Origin of the sequence: Halogeometricum limi (assembly GCF_900115785.1) — an archaeon.
Taxonomy (GTDB): domain Archaea; phylum Halobacteriota; class Halobacteria; order Halobacteriales; family Haloferacaceae; genus Halogeometricum; species Halogeometricum limi.
Window position 1 is genome coordinate 204,779 of record NZ_FOYS01000005.1, and the last position, 14,496, is coordinate 219,274.

Genomic DNA, 14,496 nt, shown 5'->3' on the forward strand with positions numbered 1-14,496 from the left:
CCTCACGATAGTTGTGAATATGATTTCCTGCGGTGGTCTCGCGGTGGAGACGCCGCATCACGTCGCGCACGTGAGTAGCACCGAGAGAGACCGCGACTCCGACAGCGACGAACTGGCTCTCTCCGACGTAGACGCGGAGACCCTCAGAGACTACGACGTCGTCTGGTGGCACCGAACGGCCGCGTTGGACGGTACCGCCAGAACCGACCTCGACGACGCGCGTGCGTCGCTCCGAGCGTTCGTCGAGGACGGAGGTGGGTTGTTGCTGACGCACGGCGCGGTCGAGGCGGCGGCCGAACTGGGCATCGAAGCGTGCCGTCCGGACGTGGTCGAGACGCCGACGGCGGAGACGACGGGGTTTCTCGTCCGTCGGCAGTACGAAGACCACCCGATATTCGACGGTATCGACGCGCTCCGACCGGAGGGAGCACCGACCGACGACGCTGTCTCGGTTCTCTACGACTCCGTCCATCCCCGCGACGCGGACGCACTCGCGTCTCGCCGCGTCGACGGCCGCGACCGGCCGAGCGAAGCATCGGTCTGCTCATGGTCAGTCGGCGACGGTCGTGTCGTCGGAGTCGGAAGTGGACTCGCCGCCTTGGAGACGGACGTTCAGAAACGACTCGCGAACAACTGCGCCTCGTACGCCGCGGGCGAGGGAGAGACTCCCGCCGTCGCGGGGCGTCCGAAAGGCCGCGCGGAGTTCGAGGAACTTCGCGAGACGGTCGCTGACCCGAACCACCGACCCGCGTACCACTTCACGCCGCCGGCGAACTGGCTGAACGACCCGAACGGACTCGTCCAGTGGGACGGCCGGTACCACTTGTTCTACCAGTACAACCCGGCCGGGCCGTTCCACGATACCATCCACTGGGGACACGCCGTCTCGGACGACCTAGTGTCGTGGACGGACGAACCCATCGCGCTCTTTCCCGACCAGGAAGGCCCCGACGAGACGGGCGTCTGGTCGGGGTGTTTCGTCGACGACGACGGGACGCCGACGGTCATGTACACCGGCGGGGCGGGCAAAGACCAGTTGCCGTGTCTCGCGCGGGCGGACGACGACTCGCTCCGAGAGTGGACGAAGGCGCCCGAGAACCCCCTCGTACAGAGTATCCCGGACGACGTCGGTATCCTGCAGACCGCCGATTGGGACCGGGAGTTCAGAGACCACTGCGTCTGGCGAGAAGACGGGACGTGGTACCAGATAATCGGGTCCGGTATCGACGGCGAGGGTGGGGCGGCCCTGCTCTTCGAGTCGGAGGACCTCCTGGAGTGGGAGTACCGCCACCCGCTTCTCACCGGCGACTGGCGAGCGACCGGTCCGATGTGGGAGTGTCCCGAACTGCTTCGCTTCGAGGACGGCGCGATACTCCACGTCTCCGACTACTCGAAGGTCGCCTACTTCGCCGGTGAGTACGACGAGTCGACTCACCGGTTCGAACCGGAGACGGAGGGACTCCTCGACCACGGCGTCTTCTACGCGCCGCAGTCGTTCGTCGACGACGACGGTCGGACGCTGATGTTCGGGTGGCTCAAAGAGGACCGAGACGGGGCGAGTCAGTGGGACGCCGGGTGGTCCGGTGCGATGTCGCTTCCGCGGGTCGTCTCGCTCACCGAAGACGGGACGCTGCAGTACGCGCTCCCAGACGAACTGCAGACGCTCCGGACGGACCACCACTCGTTCGCGGGGCTTTCGGTCTCGCCCGGCGACTCGACGACGCTCTCGGACGTCGAGGGAGACGCGTTGGAAGTGAAACTGACGGTCGACGCCGCGAACACCGGCGAGTTCGGTGTCGTCCTCCGCGAGACGCCCGACGGCGAAGAACGAACGGTCGTTCGGTGCAACGTCCGGCGGCGGAGCGTCGTCGTCGACCGGTCGCAGTCCTCGAAGAGCGACGCCGTGAACGACGGCGCACAGTCGATGCCGATAACGCTCGACGAGGACGGCACGCTCTCGCTTCACCTGTATCTCGACCGCTCGGTGTTGGAGGTGTTCGCGAACGACGCCCAGGCGCTCGCGACGCGAATCTACCCCACTCGAGCGGACAGCACGGGCGTCTCGGTGTACGCCACCGACACCGACGTGTCCTTCGAGACGCTCGATATCTGGCACCTCGATAGCTGAATCAGGATTCACCACTTTCGTTGGGAAAAGCTAAAATACCTGTGTGAGAGTGGTTGTGATGATGAGTGGTATCACGATAGACAATGTACGAAAGGAGTACGACTCCGACGCCGGGACGATACGCGCCGTCGACGACGTGAGTCTCGATGTCGCAGACGGTGAGTTTCTCACCATCGTCGGACCCTCAGGGTCGGGTAAGTCGACGCTCCTCCGGATGATAGCGGGTCTCGAAGACATCACGGACGGGGAGATACGAATCGGCGAGACGGTCGTGAACGACATCGCCCCGCAGAACCGCGGGGTCGCGATGGTGTTCCAGAACTACGCGCTGTATCCGCACATGAGCGTCCGGCAGAACATGTCATACGGGCTCAAGTTGACGACCGACCTCGGGTCCGACGAGATACGGCGTCGCGTCGAGAGCACCGCGGAGATGATGGGTATCGGTGACCTCCTCGACAAGAAGCCGAACAATCTCTCGGGCGGACAGCAACAGCGTGTCGCGACGGGACGGGCCATCGTCCGTCAACCGGACGTGTTCCTGTTCGACGAACCGCTGTCGAATCTCGACGCGAAACTCCGCCTCCACATGCGGACCGAACTCCAGCGGATACAGGACGAGTTGGACACGACGTCGGTGTACGTCACCCACGATCAGAGCGAGGCGATGACGATGTCCGACCGAATCGTCATCCTCTCTGAGGGGACGATTCAGCAGGTCGGAACGCCGGCCGAAGTGTACGCCGAACCGGTCAACCGGTTCGTCGCCGACTTCATCGGGTCGCCGTCGATGAACTTCTTCGACGTCCGCCTGGAGAACGGCGTACTGCAGGGTGCGGACTTCGACTACGAGATTCCGTCCGGACTGGCCAGCACCGTCGAAGCGAACCGCACCGCCGAAAACCTCGTCCTCGGAATCCGTCCCGAACACGTCAGCGTCGACACCGAAGGCGAAGAAACCGTCACGGCGACGCTCGACGTCCTCGAACACGAGGGCAGCGACAACTACCTGTACCTCTCGAACGGCGACACCGAGTGGACGGTCCGCGTCGACGGGAGCACGCGTTTCGAGTGGGGCGAATCCGTGGAGTTCACGCTCCCGGCCGAACACCTCCACGTCTTCGACGGCGAGACGGGCGAGAACCTCGTCGCAGACGAAGGAGCGACGGCGACGACGGACGGGTCGTCGGTGACCGCGTCCGTTCGAGAGTAAGTTTAATAACGATAGTGATTAATCTACAATCCATGTCACAGACTGACAACACAGCGGAGAGAGCGAATCGCGTCGTCGACCGTCGCCGCGTCCTGAGCGCGACCGGAACAGCACTCGCGGCGGGACTGGCCGGATGTTCCGGACTCACCGGCGGCGGTGGCGGCCAAAGCACCGACAGCGGCACCGACGGCGGCGGGTCGAGCGGCGACGTCGAGATAGACTACTGGATGTACTTCGGGGCGCAGGAGAACAAGGAGATGACCCAGTTGGTCGAGGAGTTCAACTCTCAGGACAACGGCATCCACGTGAACAAACAGAGCGTGCCGTTCCCCGAGTTCCTCAACAAACTGTTCACGGCGGTCAACTCCGGCAACGCGCCGCACGTCGCCAGTTACTACGGTTCCTACGGCCGCCACCTCGAACCCATCACGCACCCCATCGATGACTACCTGTCCGACGGGGCGAAAAACGAGTACTTCGATATCGCCTGGAACAACTTGCAGGTCGACGGGTCGACGTACGCGCTCCCCATCGACATCCACGGGAAGGCGCTGTACACCAACGACGACGTCTTGGAGTCGGCCGGTGTCGACCCCAACTTCGACGACTGGGACGCGTTCTCAAGCGCCTGCGACACCATCGTGAGCGACACGGAGTCGCGGGCGTTCTCGTTCATCAACTGGAAGGTGGGACAGGCCGCGTTCCGCGCGTACATCATCGCGCTCGAACAGGCCGGCGGTCAGGTCGTCACCGGCGAACCGGGGAGCTACGAGGTAGCCTACGACGACGACGTCGGGATGCAGACGGCCGAGATGATGGCCAAGATAACGGGCGAGTACGGGTGGGATACGTCGCAGTTCCAGAGCGACGCCGCGCGGGTCCAAGACTTCATCAGCGGCGACCTCGGGATGTTCATCGCGGGCACGTGGTCGGTCAACAACTTCGAGAACGAGGACGGGAACCTCCCCGAAGACCTCTCGTTCAGCTTCGAGAAGCCGTTCATGTTCCCCGGCGACGGCGAAGACGTCGCGTGGTGTGAGTCGAACTCGCTGTACTTCCCGAAGAACGCCAACCACACGGACGCGGAGAAGCAGGCGGCCGTCGAGTTCGCCGAGTACGTCACGCAGAACAACACGCTGTGGGCCTCCGCGGGTGGCCACCTCCCGGCCGCGAAGTCCGTCGCCACGTCGAGCGAGGTGAAGAACACCGACCTCTGGCAGAAGTACGGCACGATACAGACGATGTACGAGATGGTGACGAACAAGCAGGTCCGCTACCAGCCGCAGACGTCGGTCCACATCAACAGCGACCGGTTCTGGGGGCCGTTCCTCGACATGTACCTCCAGAACACCGACGTCCAGTCCGGCGTGACCGCCAGCGCCGATGCCCTCTCGCAGGCGCTGAACCAGTAGGTGAGACGAAATGAGTAACGTCGAAACGACGGGCACTCGTTCGCCGAGTCGCTGGGAGCGGTTGTTCGACCGGTCGACGCGAGAACTGCTCGTGGGGATGCTGTTCGCCGCCCCGTACCTCGTGCTGTTCTCCGTGTTCCTGCTGTACCCGCTGTTGAAGGGGCTGTACATGAGCCTCCACGAGTGGAACTTCCTCGAACCGTCGAAGTCGACGTTCGTCGGCTTGGAGAACTACACGAGACTACTGGAGGACCCGGCGTTCTGGAACGCGCTCTGGAACACGCTGGAGTTCGTGGGGCTGACCGTCCCGCTCATCGTCGGTATCAGCCTCGTCCTCGCGCTCGGACTGAACAAGGAACTGGTCGGGAGTCGCGTCCTCCAGTTCGTCTACTTCAGTCCGTACGTGCTGACCGTCTCCGTCGTGGGCATCGTCTGGGCACAGATGTTCGCACAGGGCGGGGTCGGCACGCAGTACCTCGGGTGGTTGTTCGAGGGGTCGCCGTTGAACTCGAAGTTCTGGGCGATGCCCGCCATCGTCGTCACGACGGTGTGGTGGCAGGCGGGGTTCTACTTCGCCGTCCTGCTCGCAGCCCGCCAGAACGTCCCGGCGCGACTGTACGAAGCCGCCCGACTCGACGGCGCGGGCCCGTGGCGGATGTTCCGCGACGTCACGCTTCCGCACATGAAGAACGCGCTGTTGTTCGTCGTCATCGCGTCGACTATCTTCCAGTTCCAAGTGTTCGGACAGCCGTACCTGATGACGAAGGGCGGACCGGTCGGGAGTACGGAGACGCTCGTGTACTACCTCTACGAACTCGGATTCCAGACGCGTGAACTCGGATTCGGCGCCGCGGTCGGATACACGCTCTTATTGATACTGGTTGGCGTGTCGATGCTGAACTACGTGCTCGTGGGGACCAACGATGAGTAACGCAGACTCCACCCAGTCGGTGCTGAATCGCGTGACGGACAGAGACGTTCTCCGGCGTATCGGACTCTACGCCGTGATGTACGGGCTGGCTATCGTGTTCTTCGTCCCGTACTGGCGGATGTTCCAGCTGTCGGTCACTCCGATGAGCGTGCTCTCGCAGGGTGGGTTCCACTGGATTCCGCCGGAGTTGACGTTCGCAGTGTGGCAGCGGTACCTGCTGCAAGAGCCCATCATCTACCAGTGGGCGTTCAACACGTTCCTCGTCGCCAGCATCACCACCGCCATCGTCCTCGTGGTCGACTCGATGATCGCGTTCTCCATCACGCGACTCGACTGGCCCGGACAGGGAATCATCTTGGCCGTCATCATGGCGAGCTTCATGATTCCCGGCTACGTCAACATCATCCCGCTGTACACGCTCATCAACGACCTGGGTCTGATGAACTCCTACTGGGCCATCATCCTCCCGTTCGCCGCGGGACCGCTGGGCGTGTTCTTGCTCGTCCAGTTCTTCCGCGACATCCCGGAGGAGCTAGAGGAGGCCGCGCGACTCGACGGCTTCTCGTCGCTCCGAATCTACGCGCGCATCATCCTCCCGCTATCGACCCCTATCCTGACCGCGCTCGGTCTGTTCGTGTTCATCTGGAGCTGGAACCAGTTCCTGTGGCCGCTCATCGTCTTGAACGACGACGCGCTGTACACGCTTCCAATCGGCGTCGTGACGCTTCGCGACGTCAACGCGCTCGCCCCGAACGTCATCATGACGTCGCTGGCGCTCGCGTCGCTCCCGCTGTTCATCGTCTTCCTGCTGTTCCAAGACAAGCTCATCTCCAGCGTACAGATGCAAGCGGGGACGGGGTGAGCCGGATGGTCGGCACAGCGGACCAACGGGCGTTCCGCCGGGCGCTGTCGACCGTGCCGGGATTCGTCTACCGAAACGGGCTCCGGCTAACGCTCGTGAGCGTCCTCTGGGCGCTCGCGTCGCTCCCGCTCGTGACCATCGGCCCCGCGACGCTCGGGGCCTACGTCGCGATACGGGACCTGCGGAGCGACCGAAACCGTCTCGACGCGGACCACGTCCGTCGGGTACTACGCCGGAACGGCGCCGCGAGCGCGCTGTTCAGCGGCGTTCCCGTCGTCTTCGGAGCTATCGCCGTCGCGTACGGTCTCACCGCGCTCGAACGGGGCTCCGTCGCCGGTGAAGTCGTCGCACTCGTCGCCGGCTACGTCGCGCTGTACGTCGCGCTCGCGTTGATTCCGACGTACGTCGCACTGGCGGACGGGGACGACCCCGTCGACGCGTTCGGGTACGGCGTCCGATGGCTCGTCCGCCATCCGACCGCCGCGCTGGCGATGGGACTCCTCACCGTCGCCATCCTGGCGGTGACCGTGCTCTTGACCGTCGCCTTCGCCCTGACGTTCGCGGGGGTCGCGTTCTCCCTTCAAATCAGCGTCGTCGAAGCGGTGAACGGACGGGAGCGAGGCACCGCCGCGCCGTCGGTCGTCGCACACTGAGTCGCGCCGGGACGACGACGCCGACTCTCGGTCGGTCCCAACTCCCCACCCACCGTACTGACGCCGTCGACAGGTGGTAACACTCGTGTCATCGTGAACTCAAGTGACTCCGGTTCGTAGGGGAGTCCGATGACCGATCCGACTCCCACGCCGGGAATCCACCACGTGACCTGCGTCGCGGGCGACCCACAGCGAAATCTCGACTTCTGGGTCGAGACGCTCGGACTTCGCCTCGTCAAGCGCTCTATCAACCAAGACGACCCGAGCGCCTACCACTTCTTCTTCGCGGACGCGGAGGGGACGCCCGGAACGAGTATGACGTTCTTCCCGTGGGAGAACCTCTCGCAGGGGAAAGTCGGTTCCGGACAGGTGTCGCGGACGGCGTTCCGCGTCCCGGAGGGGAGCCTCGACTACTGGGAGGACCGCTTCGACGAGTTCGGCGTCGACTACGACGACCGAATCGAGCGGTTCGGCGAGACGGTGCTCCCGTTCTCGGACCCCGACGGTCTCCCCGTCGAGTTAGTCGAAGTCGAGATTCCCGAGGACGACCCCACGGTTCCGTGGACCGAGTTCGTCCCCGAGGAGGCGGCGATTCGCGGCTTCCATTCTGTGACCTTGTGGCTCGCGGACCCGACGCCGACGCAAGACCTCCTCCGAACGATGGGCCTCGAAGAAGTCGGCACCGAACAGGCGCAGGGCGACACGCCCGGTGACGAGCGGACGCGGTTCGCCGCCAGCGGTCCCGTGGGTAAGTACGTCGACGTGCTTCCGACCGTAGAGGGCGGGCGACAGGGTCACGGTACGGTCCACCACGTCGCGTTCAAGACGCCGACCGACGAGGACCAAGAAGCGATGCGAACGGCCGTCCGGAAGGCCGGGTTGAGCCCGACCCAACAGATAGACCGCCACTGGTTCCGGTCCGTCTACTTCCGCGAGTTCGGAGGCGTCCTCTTCGAACTCGCCACGAGCGACCCCGGGTACACGAGCGACGAACCGCTCGACGAACTCGGCGAGCGACTCGTCCTCCCCGGGGAGTTCGAAGCGCGGAGAGAGCAGATAGAAGCGGGACTCACGGACGTGACGGTTCCGCGAGCGGAGACGGCCGACGCCGACGCGGACGACTGAGACGAGACGGTTCCGAAGCACTGCGAGGGCCGTCTCCGCTCAGAGTCGGTAGACGACCGCTTCGTACGGCCGGAACTCGGCACCCGCGGGGTCTTCGGGTGCGTCGTCGTAGTTACCGAGAAGCATCGTCGCGTCGGCGGTGTCTACGACCGTTCCCTGGGCGTCGAACGTCGTTTCGTCGGCGGACCAGTTGAGGACGACCAGTATCGTCTCGTCGCCGAGCGTCCGCGTGTAGGCGTACACCCGTTCGTCCTCGGGAAGGAGGAGTTCGTAGTCGCCATACACGAGCGTCTCTTCATCGTGACGGAGTTCGACGAGGCGTCTGTAGTGGTGCCAGACCGAGTCCTCGCCCGCGCGCGCCGCCGCGACGTTGATGTCGGCGGCGTTCGCGTTCGTCCGGAACCACGGGTCGCCGTCGGTGAATCCCGCGTTCTCGCCGTCGGTCCACTGCATCGGCGTCCGCGCGTGGTCGCGACTGCGGTAGTTGACCGCGTCGGCCACGTCGTCGAACGAATCTATCTCGCCGCTCGCGAGGGCGTCTTCGACGTGTCCGATAGTCATCGGGTCGTCCAGTTCGTCGAGGCCGGTGAACACGTCGTTCGTCATGCCAATCTCCTCGCCTTGGTAGATGTACGGCGTCCCGCGGAGCGTCAGGAGGAACGTCGCGATGAGTTTCGCGCTCTCCTCGCGGTAGTCCTCGTCGTCACCGAACCGCGAGACGATACGCGGGTTGTCGTGATTCCCGAGGAACACCGCGTCCCAGTGAGGTTCGGCCAGCTCTTTTTGACACCGCGTCATCACGTCCTTCAGGTCGGTGAGACTCCACTCACCCCACCCCTCACCGGTCCACGACCCGCCTTCGCCCGCGTCGATGTCCATGTGGTTGAACTGGAACACCATGTCGAGCCCGCCCCCGCCGTCTTCGAGGTACGACGCGGCCTGTTCGACGGTGGTCAGTCCCATCTCGCCCGCCGTCATCGCGTCGTAGTCGGCGAGGACGTCGTCGTGCAGTTCCTGCAGGTACTCGTGGATACGCGGGCCGTGACTGTAGTGTTCCGCTCCGGTCAGGAACGCTTCCGGGTCGCCGTCGGGCAATCCCTCCGTCTTCGAGAGGAAGTTGATGGCGTCCATGCGGAAGCCGTCGATGCCCTTCTCCAACCACCAGCGAACCATCTCTTTGACGTCCTCGCGCACGGCGGGGGTGCGCCAGTTCAGGTCGGGTTGCGTCTCGTGGAACAGGTGGAGATACCACTGTTCTCGCTCGTCGTCGTACGTCCACGCCGGGCCGCCGAAGATGGAGTCCCAGTTGTTCGGCGGTTCGTCCGGACTGCCGTCGCGCCAGTAGTAGTAATCTTCGTAGCCCTCCTCGCGTCGGCGCGAACGCCGGAACCACTCGTGTTCCGCGGAGGTGTGATTCACCACGAGGTCCATGATGAGTCTGATATCTCTGTCGTGGAGGGTAGAGAGGAGGGCTTCCCAGTCGGCCATCGTCCCGAACTCGTCCAGAATCGAGCGGTAGTCGCGGATGTCGTATCCGTTGTCGTCGTTCGGCGAGTCGTAGACGGGGCAGAGCCACACCACGTCGACGCCCAACGCGTCGAGGTAGTCCGCCTTCTCTGTGACCCCGCGGATGTCGCCTATCCCGTCTCCGTTCGAGTCGTTGAAGCTCCGGGGGTAGACCTGGTAGACGACCGCCTCCTTCCACCACCGGCGGTCGATTGCTGTACTCGCACACTGCGCCGTCACATCGGAATCTCGTCGGGCCATCGGCTGTCGTCTGTGTTCGACACGCAGGAGCGAGGTAAACGTTGCACATCGACACCCAAAGCGAGTTCCGGCGGAGTGGGCGTCTACCGCCTCCCGAAGAGGTGGCGCGTCCGACCCGCCGACCCGAGATACGTGCGGTGGGCGAGAAGTTCGTCTCCTCGACGGGTCGTGACGCGACTCAGTCCGGTGTCCAACGCCGATGCGAGGCGTCCCCCGTACCGGACACTGCCGTCTTCGGCGTCGGTCCCGGGCCCGGTGTAGAGCGTGAGTCGTTCCCCGGGTTCGATGCGTTCGTCGTCACCGAACTCGTAGACGACGTCCGCACCCTCGACGACGACGCCGTCCAACGAGACGGCTGTCCGACCCGGGTTGTGGAGTTCGACGAGTTCGCCCGCGACGTCGCCGCCCGACGGGACGATACGGGCGATTCGGAGCGTTGGCGACGCCCGTCTGCGACCGTCGTCGTCCGCCTCGTGACGGCCCTCGGGGACGCGGCGGCCGCGTCCGACGCCGAGCGACGAGAGCGACCCCGGCGGGGAGAAGAACCCCCCGGCGACGCCGCCGTACGCGAGAACCGCCGCCGTCCCGACGAACGCGAGTCCGAGTAGTTCCGGCGGGACCGGCGGAAGCGTCTCCGGCGTCGAGACGAGGGTGTACGTCTTCGTCACGGAGTTCGTCAGTCCGACGTCGTCGGTGACGGTCAGCGTCACGGTGGCCTCGCTCCCCTCCTCGAACGTCCGCGAGACGGTCTGACCGCTTTCCGTCCGGTCGTCCGAACCGAACGTCCAGACGTAGGACACCACGTCTCCGTCCGCGTCGCGGGACGCACCGCCGTCGAACGTCACCGACCGACCGAGCGGAACCGACTCGTCCGCGGAGGGGTCGAACGCGGCGACGGGCGGTTCGCCGAACGTCGGTCTGACGACGAGCGACGCGGTGCTGGACTCCTCACCGTCGAGTGTCACCTCGAGCGTCACCGTCTGGGGGTCGTCGGTGGAGAACGTCCGTTCGACCGCCTCTCCGCTCGCCGTCCGCCCGTCCTCGAACGTCCATCGGTACGTCGGCGTCCGACCCGGCGGTATCGTGGACGCGGACGCGTCGAACTGGACGAGGCGCGACACGACCGGAGTCGTCGGTTCCCAGCGGAAGTCGGCCTCGAACCGCTCGGTCTCCGAAGGCTGAGACGGCGTCGGCGTCGTCGGTTCGGAGTCCTCCGGTTCCGGCGGTTCCTCGGATTCTTGCCGTCCCTCCGATTCGTCCGGTTCCTCGGGGGCTGAGCGTTCCTCCGACGTCTCTCGTCCGCCGGTGGGTGGGGCGGCGTTCTCGTCCGACGGGTCGACCGCCGACGTCGGAGCGGTCTGGTCTCCTCGGACCGTCGGAGATTCCGCGACGTCGAACGCGAGTCGTGCGTCGTTACGGGCGCCGTCGGCGTCGAAAACTGTGAGGACGACGACGTATCGGCCCGGGTCGTCGAAGGTGTAGGTCGTCTGCGGACCGGCCGCAGTCTCGGCACTCGACTCGCCCCGAATCGTCCACAGATAGCGAACGATACCCCGGTCGTCCGTCGACTCGCGGCCGTCGAACGCGACGGTATCGCCGGCGGTTACTACCGTTCGATTCGCGTCGACGAACGCGTCCGGCACGCCGTTGACGGACACGTCGGCCACCGCCTCGTCGAACTGCCCGCTCCCGTCGACGACTCGAAGCGCGACCCGGTGCGGACCGGGGTCGTCGAAGACGTGGGAGACGACGCTCGAACCCGCGACGAACGAACCATCGTTCTCGAAGTCCCACAGGTACTGCGAGACGGCCACGTCGTCGGTCGACGCTCTCGCGTCGAACGTGACCGGGGCACCCTCCGTGACTCGAATCGGGTCGGCGGTGACGGCCGCGACGGGCGGCGAGTCCGCGCCGAACCGGAGGTCGTCGACGAGGAACGGGACGTACGCACCCTCCTCGACGACGGCGATTTCGACGCGCGTGATGGCGTTCTCCGGCGCGGTGAGACTCGCGTCGGTCCACACCGTCTGGTACGTGACCTCGACCTGTTCCGGGAGTACCTCGAACCGCGGGGTGACCGCGTCGTCGGCGAGGGGTGGGAGGGGACCAACCGCGCCCGAGACGTTCACGGCCGGTCTCTCGGACGGGGAGAAGACGACCGGAACGGTGGTCGGGTCTCGGAGACGAACGTCGTCAGCGCCGAACTGCGGTACCGCGGAGTCGCCCGTCGACGTCGCCGTTCGGCCGTCCGAGTCTTCGGTGGTCGTCGACGCGGCGTCACCGGACGGAGCGACGCGAGTGACGGTCCGAGTGGGTGGAGATACCCTCACGACGTCCCGGTCGACCAGAGCGCCCTTCGCGTCGTACCCGAGGAGTTCGACGCCTCTCGGCGTCGTCTCTTCCGGCGGCAACCCGACGAACAGACCGACCTCCTCCTGTGGTTCCGCGAACTCGAAGACGACTCGCGCAGTGCCGTCCAGGTCCTCGTCGAGGGGGCGCACGACGCGCGTTCCCGACCGTGCAGTCGCACACGCCTCGGAGGGGCACGGCGTGACTCCGACTCGGGGGGCGGTGAACCGGTCGCGGTAGACGACGCTGTCGCCGAACCGAACGCCGACCCGTTCGTACTGCGTGTTCAACACGGCGGCCGGTCCCTCCCCCGCCACCTCGAAATCTATCTCGGTCCGCGCGTCGGCGCCGACGGGCACCGAGAGCGTCGAGACCACCAGTAGCAGAACCACTGTCGTCACGGCGACGGCGTCGAACCGAACCCGTCGCCCCCCTTCTGTCGGTGTCCCCTCGCTCTCTTGCATACGTCCCTCTTCGTCACAGAATGCTTCGGACGGATTCGGTTCGCCACCGGTCCGAAGACACGCGGCACTCTCCCCGTCTCCCGATAGGTCGGCCGGGAGAATAAATATAACTTATTTGGTACAATTGGCGGTACGTCAGGAGAGTTTTCGAATCCCGCCCTCCGAACTGAGCGCTGTGGGCGCGTTCGTGGCCGAATCGTACCAAACAGTCACGAGGTTAGACGTATGTCATATATTATTTCTGTTCGCGTCGTAGTATGTGACGGTGACCGTGTCGTGTCGCATCGTTCGGGGTCTGTGGGTAGGCGGCGACAGTCGTCCGGAGGGGGAAGCTGATGGCGACGGAGGCGTCGCCGTGGTACAGTGAGCGCCGCGGACTCGGAGTCGTAACGCTGTATCTCGTCGGCGCACTCGTCGGCGCACTCGTCGCGTCCGGGCTGTTGATTCCGTCGTTCGTCACGGAGGGATGGGACGTGGCGTACTACGAGGCGCATCCGCTGGTCGTGCCCGCACAGTTGTACCTGTTCGCCTACCTCGGAGCGTTGGTACACGTGTTCGTGGCGTTGCTTCGACGGACGGACGTAGACGTCGAGACAGTAGTCAGACTCGGCCTCCGCGTCCCGACGGCGTTGTTACTCGTCACCGGCGTCTATCTCGCCGCGTCGATACTCGGACTCCAACCGGTTCCCGACTCGCCCGCGAGCGTGCGGACGCTCGTCGGCGTCGCCTTCTTCGTCGGCCTGTTCGTCGAACACGCCCTCGCCGCACTGAGCATCGTCTCGGCCAGACTGTACCCGGGTGACCCGTCGCAACTGTACGACGACGGCATCCGCGGAGGCTGATATGCCGACGGAGGTACGTCGAACCGAGCCACCGTCCGACGACGAGCGAGTCGCGACTCCCGCGGTGGACTCCACGGCGAGCGAGCGAGTCTCGCCGCTCGCCGGTCTCGAACGCGTTCGCGCGGTTCGGGTGGGTTTCTACGCGCTCTACACGGCGTCCGCAGTGTTCACGCTGCTGTTCGTGACCGATGTGCTACCGGTCGGAAGCGGCGTCGCGTCGGTGACGGCGGTGGGGCCGGGGCTTCCGTGGCCGGTGTACGCGTTCACGCTCGTCGGCACGCTCACCCACGTCTTCGTCACCCTGACCGGACGGCCCGAACTGCGCACCGCGGCGCTTGCGAGACTCGCTCTCAGAGTCCCACTGGCGCTCGCGTTGACGTGGGCACTCTACTCGTTGCTGACGACGGCCACCTTCTTCTCGGTCCGACCGGACGCACTCGGCGTCCGCGGCGTCGCGGTGTTCGCCTTCCTCGTCGGCCTGTTCGTCGAACACGCCGTCGGCGCGGCGAAGACAGTCCTCACGTCCGTCGTCTTCCGGACGCTCGGCCCGACGGTGAGAGACGTGCTTCGTCGACTGGGATATCGGACGTGACGACGGGCGTTCGCCCGTTATTCCGTCTCTCCGACGCGTTCGTTACGCGGCTAACGCTGTAACAGCGGGCCGGACGGACGGGAATCCGTGTCGCGAAGTCGGCAGACGCCTCCGTCGTCGACGGCGTTCGCTCGGTACTTTTTTCGACAGCCCACGAG

Annotated in this window: 11 protein-coding genes; 9 read left to right on the top strand and 2 right to left on the bottom strand. The window is 65.2% G+C overall.

The window, feature by feature from the left end:
* Nucleotides 1-19: 19 nt before the first annotated feature.
* The 7 genes from BM282_RS14980 (at nt 20) to BM282_RS15010 (ending at nt 8,324) form a co-directional block, all read left to right on the top strand.
* Complete coding sequence (locus tag BM282_RS14980) at nt 20-2,128, top strand: GH32 C-terminal domain-containing protein (protein WP_089882530.1); 2,109 nt, start codon at nt 20-22, stop codon at nt 2,126-2,128.
* Between the two features lie 61 nt (nt 2,129-2,189).
* On the top strand, nt 2,190-3,341 hold the full coding sequence (locus tag BM282_RS14985; RefSeq protein ID WP_089882805.1) for an ABC transporter ATP-binding protein: 1,152 nt from the start codon (nt 2,190-2,192) through the stop codon (nt 3,339-3,341).
* 32 nt (nt 3,342-3,373) lie between these two features.
* Nucleotides 3,374-4,753, top strand: coding sequence for an extracellular solute-binding protein (locus BM282_RS14990; RefSeq protein WP_089882532.1), 1,380 nt, complete (start codon nt 3,374-3,376; stop codon nt 4,751-4,753).
* A 10-nt stretch (nt 4,754-4,763) separates the two neighbouring features.
* Nucleotides 4,764-5,684 carry a carbohydrate ABC transporter permease gene (locus tag BM282_RS14995; protein ID WP_089882534.1) on the top strand — a complete coding sequence of 307 codons (921 nt, stop codon included), beginning with the start codon at nt 4,764-4,766 and terminating at the stop codon, nt 5,682-5,684.
* Nucleotides 5,677-6,546, top strand: a complete 870-nt coding sequence (locus tag BM282_RS15000) for a carbohydrate ABC transporter permease (protein WP_089882536.1) — start codon at nt 5,677-5,679, stop codon at nt 6,544-6,546. The genes BM282_RS14995 and BM282_RS15000 overlap by 8 nt, the downstream gene beginning before the upstream one ends.
* Before the next feature lie 5 nt (nt 6,547-6,551).
* Nucleotides 6,552-7,199, top strand: coding sequence for a hypothetical protein (locus BM282_RS15005; RefSeq protein WP_089882538.1), 648 nt, complete (start codon nt 6,552-6,554; stop codon nt 7,197-7,199).
* A gap of 129 nt (nt 7,200-7,328) precedes the next feature.
* Complete coding sequence (locus BM282_RS15010; RefSeq protein WP_089882540.1) at nt 7,329-8,324, top strand: ring-cleaving dioxygenase; 996 nt, start codon at nt 7,329-7,331, stop codon at nt 8,322-8,324.
* 39 nt (nt 8,325-8,363) lie between these two features.
* On the opposite strand, the gene BM282_RS15015 is transcribed toward BM282_RS15010, so the two are convergent.
* Nucleotides 8,364-10,091 carry a glycoside hydrolase family 13 protein gene (locus BM282_RS15015; RefSeq protein ID WP_089882542.1) on the bottom strand — a complete coding sequence of 576 codons (1,728 nt, stop codon included), beginning with the start codon at nt 10,089-10,091 and terminating at the stop codon, nt 8,364-8,366.
* A gap of 83 nt (nt 10,092-10,174) precedes the next feature.
* On the bottom strand, nt 10,175-12,904 hold the full coding sequence (locus BM282_RS15020; protein ID WP_089882544.1) for a PKD domain-containing protein: 2,730 nt from the start codon (nt 12,902-12,904) through the stop codon (nt 10,175-10,177).
* Nucleotides 12,905-13,239: 335 nt separating this feature from the next.
* Between BM282_RS15020 and BM282_RS15025 the strand changes: the two genes are divergently transcribed.
* Both BM282_RS15025 and BM282_RS15030 read left to right on the top strand, forming a co-directional pair.
* Entirely contained in the window at nt 13,240-13,746 is a 507-nt protein-coding gene (locus tag BM282_RS15025) for a hypothetical protein (protein ID WP_089882546.1), read from the top strand.
* Nucleotide 13,747: 1 nt separating this feature from the next.
* On the top strand, nt 13,748-14,338 hold the full coding sequence (locus BM282_RS15030) for a hypothetical protein (RefSeq protein ID WP_089882548.1): 591 nt from the start codon (nt 13,748-13,750) through the stop codon (nt 14,336-14,338).
* Nucleotides 14,339-14,496 lie beyond the last annotated feature (158 nt).